This window comes from Desulfobacterales bacterium, from assembly GCA_029211065.1.
Classification (GTDB): Bacteria; Desulfobacterota; Desulfobacteria; order Desulfobacterales; family JARGFK01; genus JARGFK01.
The window spans coordinates 1-17,871 of the sequence record JARGFK010000099.1 but is presented as its reverse complement, the minus strand read 5'-3'; the positions used below and the strand labels follow the sequence as shown (position 1 = coordinate 17,871).

Below are 17,871 nucleotides of genomic sequence, written 5' to 3'. Positions count from 1 at the left end.
CATTTCATCATACTTTAAACATCAAAAACCAAATTTAGCCTGGCTGACTTAGCTGATTTACTAGTCAACCCCGTGAATAATTACAAATATTCCATCAGAATTGTTCCGAAAAAGGAAGTGAAAATATTGGCAGCGACACTTTTTGGAATGCTTTGTATAGGGGTAACCGTGTCTATTGCCGATTACGAACTGGCGGGCATTTACCGGAAGATGGCCCTATATGTCGATAAAAATATTTCAAGAGAAAAAGAATCGTCGGTATATTTTACAGGACATTGGGGTTTTCAGTATTATATGGAACAAAAAGGATTTTTGGCCTATGCTCAGGAAAGTAATGATTTAAAACAAAATGATCTTCTGGTAACCTGTGCACTGGCCTGGCCGCAGAAACTCAGCTCTGAATTGACCAGCCGCCTTCGTTTTATTCAAGCAAAAACATTTACTCCTATCTTGCCGTTTCGGACCATGAATAATTATATGGGGGAACAGGCAAATTTTTATTCATTCTTAACATATGAATCCGTTTATGGAATATTGCCCTTCAGTATAGGAAAAAATCATGTAGAAAAAATAATAATATATAAAGTAGTTAAATAAATAAGATACTTAATGAACATCGTACAAAGAGAGATTTTCGGAGAAATTGAAGCCTTTCAGCTTGGTTTTGGACCTTTCGGGCGTCCGCTGATGTCGGTCTATATGTATTGGGTCGATGGGCATTTAGTTGACACCGGCCAGCGCAATATGCAAGCGAGCGTCATCCGGCTGCTTTCGGGGAAAAAAATAGACGGTATCCTGCTGACCCATCATCATGAAGATCACAGCGGCAATGCGGCGGCAATCAAAAGGCTTTATGGCGTCGATGTGACCGGCCACCCGGAAACCTGCAGGCTGATGGAAAGCGGTTTCAGCATCCGTCCCTATCAATTCTATGTCTGGGGAAGAGCGGGCCAAACCGAGATGGTTCCGTTCGACAGCATTTATGAAACAGAGCGCTGCAGATTTAAACCCATCCACACCCCCGGGCATTCGAAAGATCATACCGTGTACTTGAAGGAAAGTAAGGGCTGGTTATTTTCAGGCGATCTGTATCTGGGAGATAAAATAAAATATTTTCGGGCTGACGAAAACTTGGCCGAACAGATCGAGTCCCTGAAAAAGGTATTGAGGTTCGATTTTGAATCGGTTTTCTGTGCCCACAGACCCTGTCTCCAGAATGGCAAAATGCGATTAAAAAGTAAGCTGCTCTTTCTGGAGGATTTTTACGGGAATGTTCTTACGATGTTCCGGAAGGGATATTCCGAGCGGGCAATCATTCGGAAGTTTTCATCCGGTCAGGACAGAATGGTTAAGTGGGTGACCCTGGGAAATGCCAGTTTCGCCAATATGGTTCGGTCTGCTTTAGGATCTGCACGATCCTGAACCAATTATTTTTGGTTCCTTATTTGCAGCTAATAAAATTTTAATTTTCAGCTATGAGGGGGTGCGGTGAATCTAAAAACAAAAAATAAGAACCATATGACGGTCGGGGTCATCGGGCTTGGGTTTATGGGAACAGCGATTTCCGCTAACATTGTCAAAGAAGGCTTTGCCGTTTGGGGTTATGACGTACTTAAACAAAGGATCGATATCCTGGTAGAAAACGGCGGCCAGGCCGTATCTTCTTGCCGGGAAGTCGCGCAGAAGGCGGACGTACTTTTAATGTTTCTGCCGAGCCTGTCCGCCTTTCAGGAAGTGGTGTGGGGCGCAGAGGGGATATTGTCGTCCCGGCGCGAAGGTTTGATTGTCATGGAGTGCAGCACATTGGCTGTTGCAGATAAAGAGAGGGCCTGTGAAGATATGCGAAAAGCGGGTATGATCCTCATGGACTGCCCCATCAGCGGGGGTGCTCGGGCCGCTCAGAAAGACCTGGTGGTATACGGCAGCGGGCCTCAGGATTCATATGAAAAATGTATTCCGGTCATCGAGGCGTTTGCGCGATCAAACTATTATCTGGGGAAGTTCGGCAACGGCAGCAAGATGAAGCTGGTGGCGAATTTGCTGGTCGCCATTCATAATGTCTCGGCGGCTGAAGCGATGGTGTTTGGCATGAAGGCCGGCCTGGATCCTGAAATGATTTACAAGGTCATGTGCGACAGTTCAGGCCGATCCCGAATGTTCGAAGTCCGGGCGCCGCGCATGGTGAAAAACGATTATGACAATGCCAGCATGAAGATAAAAATTTTCCAGAAGGATTTGAGCATCATCGCCGATTTTGCGAAAAGCCTGAACTGTCCGACGCCGCTTTTTTCAAACAGTATCCAGGTTTATTTGGGCGCTATGGCCAAGGGGTTTGAGGAGCAGGATACCGCGTCCGTCTGCGCCGTCCTTGAAGACTGGGCGCAGTTAAATCGCAAATAAGATTTAACTGCGCAATTTTGATGACTTCGTAAAAGTCTTAATTCGACCTTTAGCGTCATTCCCGCGAAGGCGGGAATCCAGAAATTCCATACGGTTCTGGATGCCCCCGCATCGCAGTGCGGGACAGGCTCCTCAAGTCCGGCATGACGATTGGAATACTTTTTACACAACAATCAATTTTCAATCATTTCCCCGGATACTTGTCTTCCGCTTTTTCAGCATCAGCTGCCTTGCGGTAGTCCTGCATGATGTCCCCGCTCCCCGCCGGGGATTTGACGGTGAAGAATGTAGCCGGTCCTCCCACAGACCGGCTGCGGTGATCGGTAAATCGAGGTATGTGAATAAGATCTCCCCGTTCAACAATCCGGTCTTCATCCCCCAGAATGAAGTGAAGCTTTCCATCCAGAATCAGGGTAAACTGTTCTTCGTTGGGATGGTTGTGGAGCGGTGGGCCTTCACCCTCCGGCTTGGTGACGATGGCGGCCTTCATAAACTCTCCGCCCACCGTCTGAACAATCATGGCGGGATTGATATCCGGGTTTTCCTTTTTCATTTCGGCGATGTGGTAGATCGGCATTTTTCCTCCAGGTTATTTATGGGTTATGATAACTTTTACAAAAAATCATAAAGTCGCATTTGGTTTGAAAGATTTTCTGATGCTGTAATAAAACGACCAAAATACGAGCAATAACAATATCAGGCCGATGGGGCGAAAGAGGAGTTCGGCAAAATTGTCGCGGTGTATGTCAAGCGTCCTGCGCAAATTCTCATCAGCCATCGGTCCAAGAATGATACCGAGAACCAGAGGCGCAAACGGATATTTCATTCTGTTGAACCAATATCCGATGAGGCCGAACGAAAACATGATGATGACTTCAAAAAAAGAATAGTGCAGCGTATAGGTTCCGATGAGACAAAACAGCGCAATAACCGGCATGAGGAATTCCCGCGGCAGAGAAAATATTTTCAGACTCGGCCTAATCAGGGCAAACGCCATCCCATACATGAGAAAATTCGCCATCAGAAGGGATGCGTATAGAAAATACATAAACCCCGGGTGCTCCAGGTTAATGGAAGGACCCACGATTATCCCATGCAGATTCAAAGCAGCCAGAAATATCGCAGAGGAATTGTTTCCGGGGATTCCCAAGGTAAGCGTGGGAAGCAAACCGCCGCCAATGGTAGCGTTATTTGCAACTTCAGAGCAGATGACGCCGTCAAAACTTCCCTTGGAAAAATCTTTTTTGCTGATCTGCTCCCCGACATTATAGCTGACAAATGTTGCGACATTCGCTCCGGTTCCCGGTATGGCGCCGATGATTGTTCCGATGATGCCCGATCGGATGCCGGACTTCCAGAATTTTTTCATAAAAGAAAATGACGGAAAAATTTTGCCCACTTCAGATGGGATGGTATATGTTTCCTCCTTCTGCAGGACCTTTATAATTTCGGTCAAGCCGAACAGGCCGATCATAACCGGCAAAAAATGGATGCCGCTTGACAGCATGTCGTAATCAAATGTAAAGCGGTCGACGCCGAATATGGGTTCTTTCCCGACAAACGCAATCGCCAGACCGATCCAGCCGGCAATCCATCCTTTCAGGGGCCTTTCACCTGCCGTAATGGTGCCGCTGATGGCCACACCGACCATGGCCAGCAAAAAAATCTCCCAGGAACTGAACTTCAGCGCAATATTAATGATAACGGGAACAAATGCGATCAGCGCGACGATTCCAATCCAGTTTCCGATAAAGGAAAAGAAAATGGCGCAGCCGAGGGCCAAACCGCCCTGGCCTTGTTTGGCAAGCGGGAATCCGGCCAGCTGGGTGGGGACGGCATCCGGCGTTCCCGGAATGTTGATCAGAATCGCCGAAATTGCACCCCCAAAAACCGAACCGGTCAGAGTTGAAATCAGAAATACAACGGCGACCGGTGCGCTCATCTTGTAAGTAAGCCCCAGCAATAGCGCCATGGCCATGTTTGTGGACAAACCGGGCATGGCTCCCCAGATGATCCCCAACGCCGTTCCACCCAGGGAAAGAAATATCATGTAAGGACTCAGTATTGAAACCCATTCGAACTCCATATCAAACTCCCAGAATTGGTATGAATTAATAATTAGACAGGTAAAAAATCGCGCCAGGCAACACCCGGCAGCATGACCTTAAAAACTTCTGAAAACACATAGGAAAAGGAAATGGTTATCAATAAGGTTGTGACCAGCGTGATGAGCGTAGTGCGTTTCCAGAAAATTTTAAATGTAATAAACAGATAAATAAATGTTGAAAGCTCAAAAGGAAATATTTTGGTAAAAACGATAAAATAAAAAAAGAAAATGATTGTCAGCAAAACCGTTTTGTTTCTTAAAAGTTGATTCAAAGAACTTGTCCGGGCATCCACTCGGCTCCATCTCTCTTTGAGTATCTGCAGCCCTCTGGCCCTGATTGCGTTGATGAACAGTGATAGTCCCATGCAACCCAAAGATATGAATATTATCAGAGGAGGCGTACCTGGGGCGGTCAACCAGGTTCTCGGGCGGGGCATGGTGGCCGATTTAAAGATAAAAAATGCACAAACCGTAATCAGTATAATACCAAAGGCCAGATCATATAAGATCATTTTTTTGTTTTTTTCGTTGTCCAAGAAACCCTCCCTATACGGAGGGAACGGAACCGCAAAAACAGTTCCGTTCCCTCAGAAAAATATCATGCCTGGATTGAAACCGAAGTAATCTTATTAGAACATGGGTTGATAATCCTTCGGCGGCCACCAGCTGTTAAAGTCTTCCAACTTCGGCAGGCCTAAATCCTTTTGGGGATGGGCCTTGCCGACGCCGCTTTCATAAAGAAGCGTTGCGGTGACGACTTCATTTCTGGCAGCATCCTTGTCGGCATCAGCGCCAAATCGAAAGAGCTTGTTGATTCCTTTTTTGGCCAGAATCTGGGTGTAATTCTTATCGTTTTGCCCCTTTTCAAAAGCCATTGCATATTTTTTTAGAATTTCAGGATCCGTATCGCGTTTTAATGCGGGTGTGGTCCCGCCACCATAGGGACAGTCGTCCGCTGCAGCCGGAAGGTATTTTGTAATGGGTTCAAATTCAAAGCCTCCCAGCTTCATTGGCTTGGAATCAAAAACGCAAAGATTTCTAAGTTTGCCGGCCTTAATGGTGCTGATCTGCTCATGGATGCCATTGCCGACAATATCAATTTCACCCTGCAGCGCTGCCAGTGTCGCTTTTTTACCGCCTTTGTAGGCGATATGGTGCAGTTTAATTCCGGCCGCTTTTTCCAGCAAGAGTGCGCCGATATGCCAGGTTCCGCCGACTCCGGAATTCCCGATGGAAATTTTGCCGGGGTTCTTCTTGGCCATATCTATAAAATCACTGAAATCTTTAATGGGTGAGTCGGGCGTGACGGCAAAACTCATCATGGTTGAGGACAGCCGATAAAATTGCCACTCTTTCCAGGGAATGGAGTCGTGTTTCTTGGTTACCCTTAAGAACTTGTTGTAATTGGATGTAAAGAGCAGCCAGTAACCGTCGGAGGGTTTTTTTAAAACGAAATCCGTTGCAATGCCACCGGTTGCACCCGGCTGGTTGATGCAATTAACGGTGCCGCCGATGAAGGGCTCCATCCCGCCGGCAATACCCCTTGCGATCGTGTCGGTACCGCCGCCGGCTGAGTAACCGATAACCCCTGTAATCGGCCGATCGGGCCAATTGGCACCGAAGCTGAATTTGGGAAGCATCAGGGTTGCGCCGGATGCCATGACATATTCCATAAACCGTCTTCTTGTAATGTCGATCATAATTTTCTTCTTTCAAGGTTGCTGTTAATTGGTTTTAATCAGTCAGTGCCGATTGCATCACCCCCTTTAACGATTCCGGTTGGTTTCAATAAGCGCCATTCAATAAACCCTAAACCCTGTGGCCGTTAAAACATTATCCAACGGCTGATTCAAGTAACGCGGCCGATTCCACGGTAACGTATCGTACCGGGCTCTTTGGGATGTATGAAATGCCGTAATGCGACCCTTTGGGTATGTGCATGATGCCGCCGGCGGTAAGCACCTCGTGTTCATCTTCCCATACGGCATCCAGGGTTCCAGAGAGAACGTATATAAACTGTTCATGGGGGCTCTCCTGATGACGCTCCTCATAGGGATTTATCAGTTCGGTAAAGCCGAAGTGCATCCGATCACCTCGAAATCTATAAAAGCGATTTCCCGAAGCAGGTGGTGAATCAAAAGCATCTATGATGGGATAATAACAATTCCCCAGATCGTCGATACGCACTGAGGATTCGCCTGCCTCCTTTTTTATTTCACCTTTGCCCAGCGTCCACCCTGATTTTTGAAATTCCGTGTTTGCTTCTTCCAGGGATGTGGCTTTCTCCGGAACGGCCTCGTCTACGGCCAGGCCCACAACCGTCCAGGTCTTATCTTTGATGTAAAGATAACTGAGGCGTCCGTCTTCGGTCGCCGTCATTTGGTGCCGGCCATAAGGCGGAATATGGATGAAGGTGCCGGGCGGGACCATGCGGCGATCCCTGCCGACCAGCGAATTGATTTTGCCGACAGTCGGAAAAATAAACAGCTCATTGGGATGATAATGGACAACCGACCCGGCCCCCGGTTCTTTGGAGACCAGACAGAAATAGATAAAGTCTCCCTCAATCATCGGTCCGTGGGCGGTTGAGAGCCGGGGCGTCATAAATTTACTTTCCAGTTTTTCAAACCTGTAAAACGGCATTTGTCACTCCTCACTTGTCGTGTGTTTGCGGCTTAATCAGTCATAAAAAAATAAAATCGTGTCCGCGTCATTCCCCGACGGAAAAATAGAACGTTTGGTCAGTTTTTAGCGAACTTAATATTAAAAGCTCGGAGAATTAAAGAGACTCGCAAAATCATCGAACGAAATGCTAATACCTGGGCTGTCGTTTTGATAAAAACTTGAGAGAAAGAGCGATGGGCCTTTCGTGTAGAAACCCTTATTTTGCATTCGCGAAGAAATCAGGATTTTTCTGAACTGCTCTTTCGATATCTTTTTTTAACGTACAGATGTGGGTCCGCATTGCTTTTTCAGCTTCATCGGCGTTACGGGACTCTAATGCCGATAATATCATTTCATGTTCATTCACGGAACGATTTCGCCGGTCTGTCATTTCAATCGTTTTGAGCCGTACCAGGTTGAGGTGGTCATATAAGCTTTTGACGGTTTCGATCAGCTTGGGATTATTGCTGTGCTCCAGGATCGCACGATGAAAGGCGACATTCGCCAGGGCAAAATCATTATGGCTGACTTTATTGGCGTCACGTATATCGCCGAGATTGTGAAAAATATTTCTTAACTCCCGCAATTTAGCATTCGAAAAATGTTCGACGGCTAAACGGGCTGCCAAGCCTTCCAGGACTTCTCTTATTTCAATAATATTTTTATATTCTGCGTATGTGATAATGATGGGAAAAACACCATGGCGGGGAACAACCCTGATAAGACCTTCCTGCTGCAGGCGACTGATGGCATGCTTTATCGGCGTCCGGCTCATATTGAGCTTTTTGCTGATCGTGCGCTCCACGAGCGGGTTTTCCTGGGAGACCTCGCCGCTGACAACCATCTCTTTCAATTGTTGATAGGCCAGATTGTTCAGTTTGCCTTTGGCGGTTATGTTTGAGCGCACTGCCATGATATTCGAATACCAATTAATAGCATGCCATGTCAAGTGAAATTAAAAAATTTATAACACTATGATATTTAATTATAAAACATAAATAATGATTAATATTTTTAAAAGTAATTGGAATACCAAATACTAATTAATATGGTATCAATTGCGATTATAAAGAATTTTATGGGCTGTGGTTACCTTAAAATCATTTTACGCCGACATAGCAACGCGGTCATCATTCGAGATTTTACAGGCAGGTGCGACAGCCGGCTGTCATGAAGCAAGGGATAAAATTTTTGAAGGCGCTTTTCATTTTTCTTTTTCGAGTCTTGTGCTATCAGATGTCAATCAGGGAGTAACCTTTAGCAGCGTTATCATTAACCAATTTTTGTGAGCATTGCGATGAATACACTCAGATACATGATCGATTATCAGGCTGGAGAATATAAAGATAAGACTTTTATGATTGCGCCTGAACCCGGGCTTTTTCTCTCTTATGAGCAGCTCAAGTCCGATTCGGAACGGCTGGGCAAGTATCTGATGAGCCGTGGCTTACACAAGGGTGACAAGGTTTCGTTTATGTTGAGTAATGGGTATCAGACCGCCAAGATTTTTCTGGGCGCCATGTATGCCGGCTTTGTGGCAGCCCCTTTAAACCTGATGGCCCAGTCCTCTCTGCTTGAATATGTTCTTAACCATTCGGATGCCCGCCTTGTTTTCTGCGAAGAACCTTACCGGCCTTTTCTGGAAAAAGCGCTCCGGAATATTAAACGGAGCATCCCGACGGTATCGGTTGATATGGATGCCGAAAGCATTTTCACAAGTGATGATGATTTTTCTAACTTTAAGTTGCCGGATGTAACCCAAGAAGATGAAGCCCTTTTACTATACACCTCCGGAACCACGGGCAAGCCCAAGGGCGTGATTCTGACCCACAAGAATCTGATGGCCGGCGGTCGTTTCACCACGATGGCGCATCGGTTGACTGCTGAAGACAGGGCGCTGTGCTCCCTCCCGCTCTATCACATCAACGGAGAAGTGGTTACCATCATTGCGCCCCTGGTAAGCGGCGGCAGCGTGGTGATGCCCCGCAAATTCAGTGCCGCCAAATTTTGGAATTTAATTTCTGATTTTAAGTGCACCTGGTTCAGTGTCGTGCCGACGATTATTTCCTATCTGTGCTGCGATGAATGCCAACAAGATGAAAACCTGAACTTTTCAAGGCTTCGTTTCGGCCGCAGCGCATCCTCGGCGCTGCCCCCAGCCCTTCACAAGGCATTTGAAGAAAAATTCAAGGTGACCATCGTTGAAACCATGGGGCTGACCGAGACGGCAGCGCCGGTTTTCAGCAATCCCATTGATCCCGGCGACAGGAAATACGGCTCCCCGGGCGTCCCGGTCGGAAATGAGGCCAAAATAATAGACAATAGCGGCAATGAGGTCCCCATCGGCCGGCAGGGTGAAATAATGGTCCGGGGTGATAATGTTATGAAATGTTACTACAAGGAACCGGAATTGACGGCCAAGGCCATCGACCCGGACGGTTGGTTCCATACCGGTGATCTGGGGTACATGGACGAGGACGGTTTCGTTTTTGTCAGCGGTAGAATTAAGGAATTGATTATCAAGGGGGGAGAAAATATTGCGCCAAGAGAAATTGATGAGGCGCTTTATAAACATCCGGCCGTGCTTGATGCCGGGGCTGTGGGAATTCCAGACGCCCATTATGGTGAAGACATCATGTGTTGTGTCGTCCTTAAGCCGGACATGACGGCAACCGAAGAAGAATTGCGCCGGCACTGCCGGGAACATCTGGGCGAGTTCAAAACACCAGGGATTATCAAGATTATTGAGGCGCTTCCCAAGGGTCCATCGGGAAAAGTCCAGCGCTTAAAGCTGCGCGAGTTGTTGATATAAACAGCATAAAAATAAATTAGGTATACCAAATATATACTATTTGATATTCATTTTAATATATTATATTAATAATGTTATTGATATGTTATTGTGCTTATAAAAAATCATTCCAGAATTTGTTTGACAGCGATAATCAGCTTTGGTATCCAATCACTGTTTTCTGATAACAGATTTTTTGAGGCTTGCATCTTTTATAGACTCATTTCCAGATTGCAATGAATAATTCCGCCTTTTCATATTCATATATTGGAGGTCCGTTGACATGGATTCAAAACGAATTTCTAAGAAAGACCTGAGACCGTCTCCGTGCCAGAGCGCGTGTCCGGCTGAAATAGATGTTCCCCGCTACATCCGCTATATCAAAGCAGGGAAATTTGATGAAGCCCTGGCCGTGATTCGTGAGAAGATACCGTTTCCGCATGTGTGCGGCTATGCCTGCTACAGCCCCTGTGAAGCGAATTGCGGCAACCGCCAATTCGGCGAACCGATTGCGATCCGTTCCCTGAAACGGACGGCTGCCGAAAGGGGAGGCGAACTCTGGAAAAAAAATATCGAAATTGCGCCGGATTCCGGCAAAAAAATAGCGGTTATCGGATCGGGCCCCAGCGGTCTGACGGTGGCCTATTATCTTGCCGTTCTGGGCCACTCGGTAACCGTATTCGAGGAGAATGACAAGCTGGGCGGTATGCTGCGGATGGGGATACCCGAATACCGGCTTCCCAGGGAGGCCCTTGAAAAAGAGATTCAATATCTCGATGACTTGGGTGTCACGTTGGCAGTCAACCACCGGGTGGATGACCTTGAACGACTGTTTAAAGAGGGATTTGATGCGGTCTATCTGGGTTGCGGCGCCCAGCAGGGTGTCCGGCCGGGTATTTCCGGAAATGATGCCTTGGGCGTTTTGGACGGCATTGCTTTTTTGAAAAAAGTGAACAAAGGCGAGAAGGTTCATGTGGGAGACCGTGTAGCGGTGATCGGGGGCGGCAATACGGCTGTGGATGCGGCTCGCAGCGCCATTCGTCTTGGCGCTAAAGAGGTCTTTGTCAAATACCGCAGGACTGAAAAAGAGATGACAGCCTATGCGGAGGAAGTCGGCAATGCCCTGATGGAGGGTGTCCGGATGGATTATCTGACAGCACCGGTGAAAATCGATTCGAACGCGGGTCTTTTAAATGTCCGTTTTCACCGCATGCAGCTCGGCAAACCGGATGCGAGCGGCCGTCCTGCACCCACAGCGATCCAGGGAAGCGAATATCAGGAAAATTACGATACCGTCATCTTTGCCATCGGTCAACAAACGGATATCCCTGGGGTTCTTGGACTCTCGGCCGGAGCGAACGGCTTTGTCCGGGTGAATGCCGACTCACGGGAGACCGGTCAAAAAGGGGTTTTCGCCGGCGGCGATCTGACCCATGGACCGGCATCGATTATTGAAGCCATTGCGGACGGGAGAAGGGCTGCGGCATCAATTGACCGGTATCTGGGCGGAAATGGCATGATTGACCAGGCGCTGGCGCCACCTAAGGAAGAAGTCGTCGTTTTGGATTATCAGGCTGAAGGCCGACCCCGGGTAACGGTTCCGTGCACCCCCCTGTCGGAACGTATATCCGGATTTTGCACCGTTGAAGGGGAATTGACCGAGGACGTGGCCTGTAAAGAAGCCGAGCGCTGCAGAGGGTGCGACGCCAGGGAATTTAGGGTGGATGTCAGCGGTGACGGGTGTAAAGACTGCAACTATTGTATCGAAGTGTGTAAACTCGGGGTTTTTGAGCATTCCGAACTCTTTAATGATCGTGGTTATCGGCCGGTTAAGGCCGTACATCCGGAAAGATGCGTGGGGTGCAAGGCCTGCTATTATGTTTGCCCCGATTTTTCAATCGAAGTAGCGGAAGTAAATAGATAAATGAATGTTGACCCTATGACAAAAGAGGACTTGTTGAGATGAAACGTTTTCTGGAAACCGGAAATTTTGCCGTTACGGAAGGGGCCATTATGGCGGGCTGCCGCCTGTTTGCCGGCTATCCGATTACCCCGGCCACGGAAATTGCCGAAGCAATGTCGGTGGAATTGCCCAAAGTCGGCGGTTATTATGTGCAGGCGGAAGATGAGTGTGCGGCCATGCATATCGCTGTCGGCGCTGCTGCCGGCGGCATGAAAACCATGACGGCGACTTCAGGACCCGGCTTTATTCTTTATGCGGACCCTTACGGCTGGGCCATCGGTTGTGAAATTCCCATTGTCGTGCTCAATTCCCAGCGGGTCGGACCGGTGAGCGGAATAACCGGCGCTCCCGGACAGGGTGAGTTCTACAACTCACGCTATCCAACCCAGGGCGGCAATTACGAGACCATCGTGCTGGCCCCCAATAGCGCTCAGGAGGCCATGGAATTAACTGTTGAAGCGTTCTATCTTTCGGAAAGATTTCGAACGCCGGTGACCGTGCTGGCCGACCAGTTGATTACCGACGGGTTGGAGGACATCAGCGTCCCGGAGACCGACGAAGAAAAAACCGCAATGGGAATGCGGTTTGTAGAGCGCAAGGTGAATGCCGGACCCGATTTTTACCCCCCCTCCGATGCGATCGATATCCCTCCGGTGGTTTTGGGCAAGGGTACCGGCGCAATGTGCTCGGACTGGACGCCCACCGAAGAGGGGTATGATATCGAAACGGTGGAGGCCCACCACAAACATTCCTACCGGATGATCTACAAGATCCGCAACAACCGGGATGTGATCACCCGATATGAAGAACTTTTTCTGGATGATGACCCGGAGCTCATCGTGGTGGCTTATGGGACGCCTTCCCGGACGGTTAAGACGGCAGTCAAAAAGGCCAGGGAAAAGGGGGTGAAGGTCGGAATGATCCGACCCGTATCCCTTTGGCCGTTTCCGGATGAAGCCTTTACCCGCAAGGCCATTTATCTTACCGTGGAACTGCTTTATGACGGGCAGATGGTTCGGGAGGTTCAGCGGGCGACTCCCTGTGACAGCCCGGTACATTTTTTCGGGAAGTGCGGTGAGCTGCCCACCGTCACGGAACTGCACGAAACTTTCGACAAACTCCTAAGGGGAGAACCGTTGGGCCGGATCGGATGGGAAAGGGAGGCATGGTAATGGATAAATTGTCGGAAAAATATTTAAGAGCAAGGAAGATACCGAGTACGGCCTGTTCAGGCTGCGGGCTCGGGCAGGCGCATAAGGCATTTGTTCAGGCTATTGATGAGCTGAACTTCGGTATTGATGACATCCTCTGGGGCACCTCCATCGGGTGTTCCGGGCGCCAGACATTCGGCACCTGGAAAGGAGATAACTTTGCCGGTACGCACGGGCGTGTCTATGCCATAGCCAGGGGCCTCAGGCTGGCCATTGCGCCGGAGATGAAAATCGTACTGACAGTGGGCGACGGCGATGCCTTCGGCATCGGGCTGAACCACCTGCTGCATGCCGCACGCACCAACACCCAAATGACCGTACTGGTGTGCGACAACTTGGGATATCAATCCACCGGCGGGCAGTATGGCTGGACCACGCCGCCGGGCGTCAAAACGGACAGCAGCCCCTACGGGATGTACGAACCCAACTGGGTCCAGTCGGGCAGAGACGTTTTAAACATCATCCAGGCGGCCGGCGCCACCTTCCTGGCAAGACATGTCAGCATGGAAGGGCGCCCCCTGGTCGACACCCTTAAAAAAGCATTGCAGAATAATGGATTTTCCCTGGTCCATTGCGTTTTTCCCTGTATTACCAATTTTGCCAAAAATGCGCTGGGTTCCCGTAATTCCGTGAACATGTTCAACTGGGTCAGGAATCATGCCGCGCCGCTGGGGCAGGAGGCCGGCGGCCGGGAGATCTTCTGGCGCACAGGAATTTACCATGATGCCAGCAATACCAGAGCGGAGTTTTCACAATCCGTTAAAGAAAAAACAGCTGAGATCCAGCGGGAGGTGTCAGGATGAAGGATCGAATTGAGATACTGGCCAGCGGGTTCGGCGGTCAGGGCGTGGTACGGCTGGGACAAATTGTTGGAACGGCGGCTGTGAACCAGGGCTTCCGGGTGACGATGCTCAAAAGCCACGGCACCGAGCAACGCGGCGGCTACGTACGGACCCAGGTCGTCATATCCAAGGAGGAAATCGACAGCCCCCTGGTGGAAGAGCCGGATTACTTCTGTTCGTTTTCTTCGGCGGCATACAAACAGTTCGGCCATATGATGAAAGGGGGCGTGGTTCTCTATGACCCTTCAATGGTAGAGATCGATGAGAGCAAACCGTTTCGGCAAATTGCCGTGCCCGCCAAAGACACGGCCATGGAAAAACTAGGCAGGCCGATCTATGCAAACACGATTATGCTGGGCGCCCTGACAAGGGTAACGGAATTTCTGGATAAGGAAAATATGATCGCGACGATTCATGCGGTCATTCCGAAATTCAAAGCGGAAAACAGGAAGGCTTTTGAGATAGGCTTTGAAATACCATCTCAATGAAGTTTATTAAAATAGATAACCACAGTATTTCATTTAACATTAGACGAAAATAACGCATGCCCAAACAATATATGGAGGTTGATTGATGACGCAAAAAGATGATTTGGTTCCGGATCCTTCAATTGAAAACGGTCCCTGGCGGCAAGCGCATGTCTGGGTCAGCCAGCACAATTTTGCACCGGAGCTGATGAAAACACGAAAGATGCCGCCCGAGGTAATCATCCATGACTCCACCCTGCGGGATGGCGAGCAGGCGCCGGGAATCAACCTGGATACCGATGACAAGGTTCGCATTGCACACATGCTGGATGAGGTCGGCATTCAATATATTGAAGCCGGGTTTCCGCCGGTTTCCCAGCAGGATCGCAATTCGATCAAGGCCATCTGCAAATCAGGTCTTAAAGCCAGAATCACCTGCTTGTGCCGGGCCATGCGCAGCGATATTGATATGTCGGCGGATTGCGGTGTGTGGGGCCTCGTGATGGAAGTGCCGGTGGGATATCCGCGCTTGATGTATCAGTTCGAGTGGCCCGAGCAAAAGCTCTATGACCGGGTCATGGATTCCATTACCTATGCCAAAAAGGAAAAAGGGCTGGGGGTTTGTCTGTTTCTGATCGATACGGCCCGGGCCCGGATGGGGTTTTTAGAACGCCTGTTGAAAGATGCCGCTGCCACCGGCTGTCTGGACCGGATTGCCGTGGTGGATACGGTGGGGGCGATCGTTCCGGAAGCGTCGACCTGGATGACGCAGAAAATTCGTTCCTGGGTTGATCTGCCGTTGGAAATGCATTGCCACAACGACCTCGGTTTGGGTGTGGCCAACACCATTTCCGGTTTAATGGCCGGGGCTCAAATCGCTTCCACCACGGTGGGGGGACTCGGCCAACGGGCCGGGAACGCACCCACCGAAGAGGTGATCATGGCGCTGAAAGTCGGCTACGGCGTACCCTGCTCATTAAATACCGAAAAGCTCGTTGAACTCAGCAAACTGGTACAGGAACTCACCGGCTACCGCCATCCGGCCTATCGACCGATTGTCGGCGACAACGTGTTTCGCTGGGCGGCCGGGATCCCTGTGGCGGCCCTGCTGAAAGAGCCCCGGACGGTGGAGGCCTTCGGTCCGGAGTTGCTGGGACAAAAACACCAGATTGAAATCGGCAAGAAAGCCGGCAAGGCCAATATCACCTGGAAAATTGACACCCTCGGCCTTGCCAAGCTTCCGGACGACAGGGTCGATGCGCTGCTTCAATTGGTCAAAGAAAAAGCGACTGAAATTAAAAGCGCTCTTGATGACAATCGATTTAAAGATCTATACAAATCGATTGCCTGATAGAAGGAAGATGCTTGCTTTCGCAGGCTCTCACTGTTTAAAACAATTATAACATAGAAAGGAGAGAGAATCATGTTTGTGAAAATCAAAATTAAGGCCTTTTTGTCTATTGTTTTAACTCTTATCCTCTTTTGTGCCTGGGGGAGAATTGACAGCGCTTCAGCCAGTTCAGACTGGAAACCCAAAGACAATATTATCCTTGTGACCCACGCTAGTGCCGGAACGGGAATCGACATTTTTTTAAGAGCGATAGCTGACATCTGGATGAAAAATAATTTAATTTCTGAACGTGTGTCTGTTGAAAATCTTACAGGTGCTGGGGGGAAAAAAGCCCGTGAGTATATAAGTAAAAAAAACAAAGGAAATACACACATGCTATTTGGTTATACGCCTTCACAAATAAACAGGCCAATTATAAAAAAGGAGGAAATTACACCGCGTAGCTTTACAGCTATCGCCTTAATGGCTATTGAGCCGCTGGTTATGGTTGTGAATGCCGAATCCGAATTTAAAAGTGTTCAAGATGTGATAGGGGCGGCAAGGAAGGATCCCAAAAAGTTAACCCAGGGTGGCGGGCCATATGGAAATGTCCCCTCAATCGTTGCAAAAATGTTGGCTGAAGAAACTGGTGTTGAATTTTCTTATGTTCCTTTTAAGGGCGGCGGAGCCGGTGTCGTTGCTTTATTGGGTAAACATGTTGATTTTATTTTGGAACAACCTTCAGAAGTGGATCAGCATGTTAAGGCCAGAACACTGCGTCTCTTGGCCGCTTCAGTTACGCTTGATAAATATCCCGGCCTACCGACATTTGAATCACTCGGTTATAAATTTAAACCTATCAAACAGTTCCGAGGCTTGATGGCTCCCCCGGGGATTCCTGCCGAAGTGGCGTCTTATTATATCAACTTGTTGGATCAGACTCGAAAAACCGTTGACTGGAAAAAATATGTTGAAAAATATGATCTGGTTGAACAGTGGATCACCGGTGAAGAACTAGCAAGGTCTTTAGACGAAGAGGCAGATAATTACACGCGTAAAAATAAAGAGATGGGCTTGTTAAAATAAACTAAATGTCGGAAAGGAGAGAAAACAGATGAAATACCAGGACATCCTTTACGAAGTAAAGCGGCCCCACATCGCTTGGATTACATTAAACCGTCCTGAAATTAACAATGCAACAACAGGTGACACCTTTCTTGAGTTGGCCCATGCCTTTCGTACGGCTGATAGCGACCCATCGATTGGGGTTGTTGTTCTTACAGGCGCCGGAGATACCCATTTTAACGAGGGAGGACAGGTCAAACAGCATTTAACCAAAAGGCCCGGTACTCATCGCAACCATTTTATTAAACTGCTTGAATGCGCTTTGTCCGTACGGAGCTGCGGCAAGCCGGTTATTGCTGCGGTTAATGGCCGTGCAATAGGCAGCGGCAATCAGCTGCAACTTATTTGTGATCTCGCTATCGCTTCAGACCGGGCAGTATTCGGCCAGCATGGTTCCAAGCGTGCAGGCATGCCGATGTTTTGGGGAACCCAGCTGATGTCGTTGTATGTTGGTGAGCGTAAGGCGCGGGAAATTATTTTTCTTTCACGCGAATATACTGCTCAGGAAGCTCTGGAGATGGGGCTTATAAACAAAGTTATACCGCATGATCAGCTTTACGATGAAGTCGACAAATGGTGTGATGAGGTATTAGAAATGAGCCCAACATCATTACGTGTTTTGAAAGCTTCCTTGAACTATAAATCTGACATGTTGTATCCTGCGCTATTCCACGCGCGTGAACTTATCGACCTGTTTTCGGATGCACCCGAAAGAATGGAGGGAACGAAGGCCTGGGTGGAAGGCCGAAAACCGGATTTCAATAAATTTCGGAAATAGTTCTCAATATGAAATTTATCGACAAAGTAAAAAATTTTCTATCAGGCGATCGATTTGTTGCAATAGTGTTTATTTTGATTTTGCTGCCCTATGGGTATCATGGCAGCAAGATGACCGTTTCTTTAGAGTCCGATGTGGTTGGACCAGGCTTGTTTCCAAAGTTGATTGCCGTTTTTGGAATAGTCCTTTCAAT

At 48.5% G+C, this 17,871-nt stretch carries 18 protein-coding genes; 12 read left to right on the top strand and 6 right to left on the bottom strand.

Going from position 1 to position 17,871, the window contains the following annotated elements; translation table 11 throughout:
• Positions 1-126: 126 nt before the first annotated feature.
• The 3 genes from P1P89_17895 (at position 127) to P1P89_17885 (ending at position 2,400) form a co-directional block, all read left to right on the top strand.
• Positions 127-597, top strand: coding sequence for a hypothetical protein (locus P1P89_17895; protein MDF1593389.1), 471 nt, complete (start codon positions 127-129; stop codon positions 595-597).
• 12 nt (positions 598-609) lie between these two features.
• A complete protein-coding gene (locus P1P89_17890; GenBank protein ID MDF1593388.1) occupies positions 610-1,422 on the top strand; it encodes an MBL fold metallo-hydrolase in 813 nt (270 codons plus the stop codon).
• A 66-nt stretch (positions 1,423-1,488) separates the two neighbouring features.
• Positions 1,489-2,400: an NAD(P)-dependent oxidoreductase gene (locus P1P89_17885; GenBank protein MDF1593387.1), complete on the top strand. Its 912-nt coding sequence runs from the start codon at positions 1,489-1,491 to the stop codon at positions 2,398-2,400.
• A gap of 184 nt (positions 2,401-2,584) precedes the next feature.
• Here P1P89_17885 and P1P89_17880 read toward each other — a convergent pair whose 3' ends face one another.
• From P1P89_17880 to P1P89_17855, 6 genes are all read right to left on the bottom strand, one after another.
• Positions 2,585-2,977 carry a cupin domain-containing protein gene (locus tag P1P89_17880; protein MDF1593386.1) on the bottom strand — a complete coding sequence of 131 codons (393 nt, stop codon included), beginning with the start codon at positions 2,975-2,977 and terminating at the stop codon, positions 2,585-2,587.
• 45 nt (positions 2,978-3,022) lie between these two features.
• Positions 3,023-4,486, bottom strand: a complete 1,464-nt coding sequence (locus P1P89_17875; GenBank protein MDF1593385.1) for a tripartite tricarboxylate transporter permease — start codon at positions 4,484-4,486, stop codon at positions 3,023-3,025.
• A 32-nt stretch (positions 4,487-4,518) separates the two neighbouring features.
• A complete protein-coding gene (locus tag P1P89_17870) occupies positions 4,519-5,043 on the bottom strand; it encodes a tripartite tricarboxylate transporter TctB family protein (protein MDF1593384.1) in 525 nt (174 codons plus the stop codon).
• Between the two features lie 93 nt (positions 5,044-5,136).
• Complete coding sequence (locus tag P1P89_17865; GenBank protein MDF1593383.1) at positions 5,137-6,207, bottom strand: tripartite tricarboxylate transporter substrate binding protein; 1,071 nt, start codon at positions 6,205-6,207, stop codon at positions 5,137-5,139.
• A gap of 133 nt (positions 6,208-6,340) precedes the next feature.
• Positions 6,341-7,150, bottom strand: a complete 810-nt coding sequence (locus tag P1P89_17860) for a cupin domain-containing protein (GenBank protein ID MDF1593382.1) — start codon at positions 7,148-7,150, stop codon at positions 6,341-6,343.
• A gap of 238 nt (positions 7,151-7,388) precedes the next feature.
• A complete protein-coding gene (locus P1P89_17855; protein ID MDF1593381.1) occupies positions 7,389-8,084 on the bottom strand; it encodes a GntR family transcriptional regulator in 696 nt (231 codons plus the stop codon).
• A 384-nt stretch (positions 8,085-8,468) separates the two neighbouring features.
• Between P1P89_17855 and P1P89_17850 the strand changes: the two genes are divergently transcribed.
• The 9 genes from P1P89_17850 to P1P89_17810 all read left to right on the top strand — a co-directional run.
• Positions 8,469-9,983: an AMP-binding protein gene (locus P1P89_17850; GenBank protein ID MDF1593380.1), complete on the top strand. Its 1,515-nt coding sequence runs from the start codon at positions 8,469-8,471 to the stop codon at positions 9,981-9,983.
• 262 nt (positions 9,984-10,245) lie between these two features.
• Complete coding sequence (locus P1P89_17845) at positions 10,246-11,886, top strand: FAD-dependent oxidoreductase (protein MDF1593379.1); 1,641 nt, start codon at positions 10,246-10,248, stop codon at positions 11,884-11,886.
• Positions 11,887-11,924: 38 nt separating this feature from the next.
• Positions 11,925-13,097: a 2-oxoacid:acceptor oxidoreductase subunit alpha gene (locus P1P89_17840; GenBank protein ID MDF1593378.1), complete on the top strand. Its 1,173-nt coding sequence runs from the start codon at positions 11,925-11,927 to the stop codon at positions 13,095-13,097.
• Complete coding sequence (locus P1P89_17835) at positions 13,097-13,939, top strand: thiamine pyrophosphate-dependent enzyme (protein ID MDF1593377.1); 843 nt, start codon at positions 13,097-13,099, stop codon at positions 13,937-13,939. Before P1P89_17840 ends, P1P89_17835 begins: the two co-directional genes overlap by 1 nt.
• Positions 13,936-14,466: a 2-oxoacid:acceptor oxidoreductase family protein gene (locus tag P1P89_17830; GenBank protein ID MDF1593376.1), complete on the top strand. Its 531-nt coding sequence runs from the start codon at positions 13,936-13,938 to the stop codon at positions 14,464-14,466. The genes P1P89_17835 and P1P89_17830 overlap by 4 nt, the downstream gene beginning before the upstream one ends.
• Before the next feature lie 85 nt (positions 14,467-14,551).
• On the top strand, positions 14,552-15,796 hold the full coding sequence (locus P1P89_17825) for a hypothetical protein (GenBank protein ID MDF1593375.1): 1,245 nt from the start codon (positions 14,552-14,554) through the stop codon (positions 15,794-15,796).
• Positions 15,797-15,868: 72 nt separating this feature from the next.
• Positions 15,869-16,861, top strand: a complete 993-nt coding sequence (locus tag P1P89_17820; protein MDF1593374.1) for a tripartite tricarboxylate transporter substrate binding protein — start codon at positions 15,869-15,871, stop codon at positions 16,859-16,861.
• Between the two features lie 28 nt (positions 16,862-16,889).
• A complete protein-coding gene (locus P1P89_17815; protein ID MDF1593373.1) occupies positions 16,890-17,678 on the top strand; it encodes an enoyl-CoA hydratase-related protein in 789 nt (262 codons plus the stop codon).
• 8 nt (positions 17,679-17,686) lie between these two features.
• The coding region (locus P1P89_17810) for a hypothetical protein (protein MDF1593372.1) at positions 17,687-17,871 on the top strand (185 nt) is incomplete at its 3' end.

Excerpts from the sequence above, each read along its gene's own strand:
- P1P89_17820 (MDF1593374.1), top strand. The coding sequence starts at position 15,869 with ATGTTTGTGAAAATCAAAATTAAGGCCTTTTTGTCTATTGTTTTAACT.
- P1P89_17865 (MDF1593383.1), bottom strand. The coding sequence starts at position 6,207 with ATGATCGACATTACAAGAAGACGGTTTATGGAATATGTCATGGCATCC.
- P1P89_17840 (MDF1593378.1), top strand. The coding sequence starts at position 11,925 with ATGAAACGTTTTCTGGAAACCGGAAATTTTGCCGTTACGGAAGGGGCC.
- P1P89_17850 (MDF1593380.1), top strand. The coding sequence starts at position 8,469 with ATGAATACACTCAGATACATGATCGATTATCAGGCTGGAGAATATAAA.
- P1P89_17875 (MDF1593385.1), bottom strand. The coding sequence starts at position 4,486 with ATGGAGTTCGAATGGGTTTCAATACTGAGTCCTTACATGATATTTCTT.
- P1P89_17835 (MDF1593377.1), top strand. The coding sequence starts at position 13,097 with ATGGATAAATTGTCGGAAAAATATTTAAGAGCAAGGAAGATACCGAGT.
- P1P89_17855 (MDF1593381.1), bottom strand. The coding sequence starts at position 8,084 with ATGGCAGTGCGCTCAAACATAACCGCCAAAGGCAAACTGAACAATCTG.
- P1P89_17880 (MDF1593386.1), bottom strand. The coding sequence starts at position 2,977 with ATGCCGATCTACCACATCGCCGAAATGAAAAAGGAAAACCCGGATATC.
- P1P89_17845 (MDF1593379.1), top strand. The coding sequence starts at position 10,246 with ATGGATTCAAAACGAATTTCTAAGAAAGACCTGAGACCGTCTCCGTGC.
- P1P89_17860 (MDF1593382.1), bottom strand. The coding sequence starts at position 7,150 with ATGCCGTTTTACAGGTTTGAAAAACTGGAAAGTAAATTTATGACGCCC.
- P1P89_17830 (MDF1593376.1), top strand. The coding sequence starts at position 13,936 with ATGAAGGATCGAATTGAGATACTGGCCAGCGGGTTCGGCGGTCAGGGC.
- P1P89_17890 (MDF1593388.1), top strand. The coding sequence starts at position 610 with ATGAACATCGTACAAAGAGAGATTTTCGGAGAAATTGAAGCCTTTCAG.
- P1P89_17815 (MDF1593373.1), top strand. The coding sequence starts at position 16,890 with ATGAAATACCAGGACATCCTTTACGAAGTAAAGCGGCCCCACATCGCT.
- P1P89_17825 (MDF1593375.1), top strand. The coding sequence starts at position 14,552 with ATGACGCAAAAAGATGATTTGGTTCCGGATCCTTCAATTGAAAACGGT.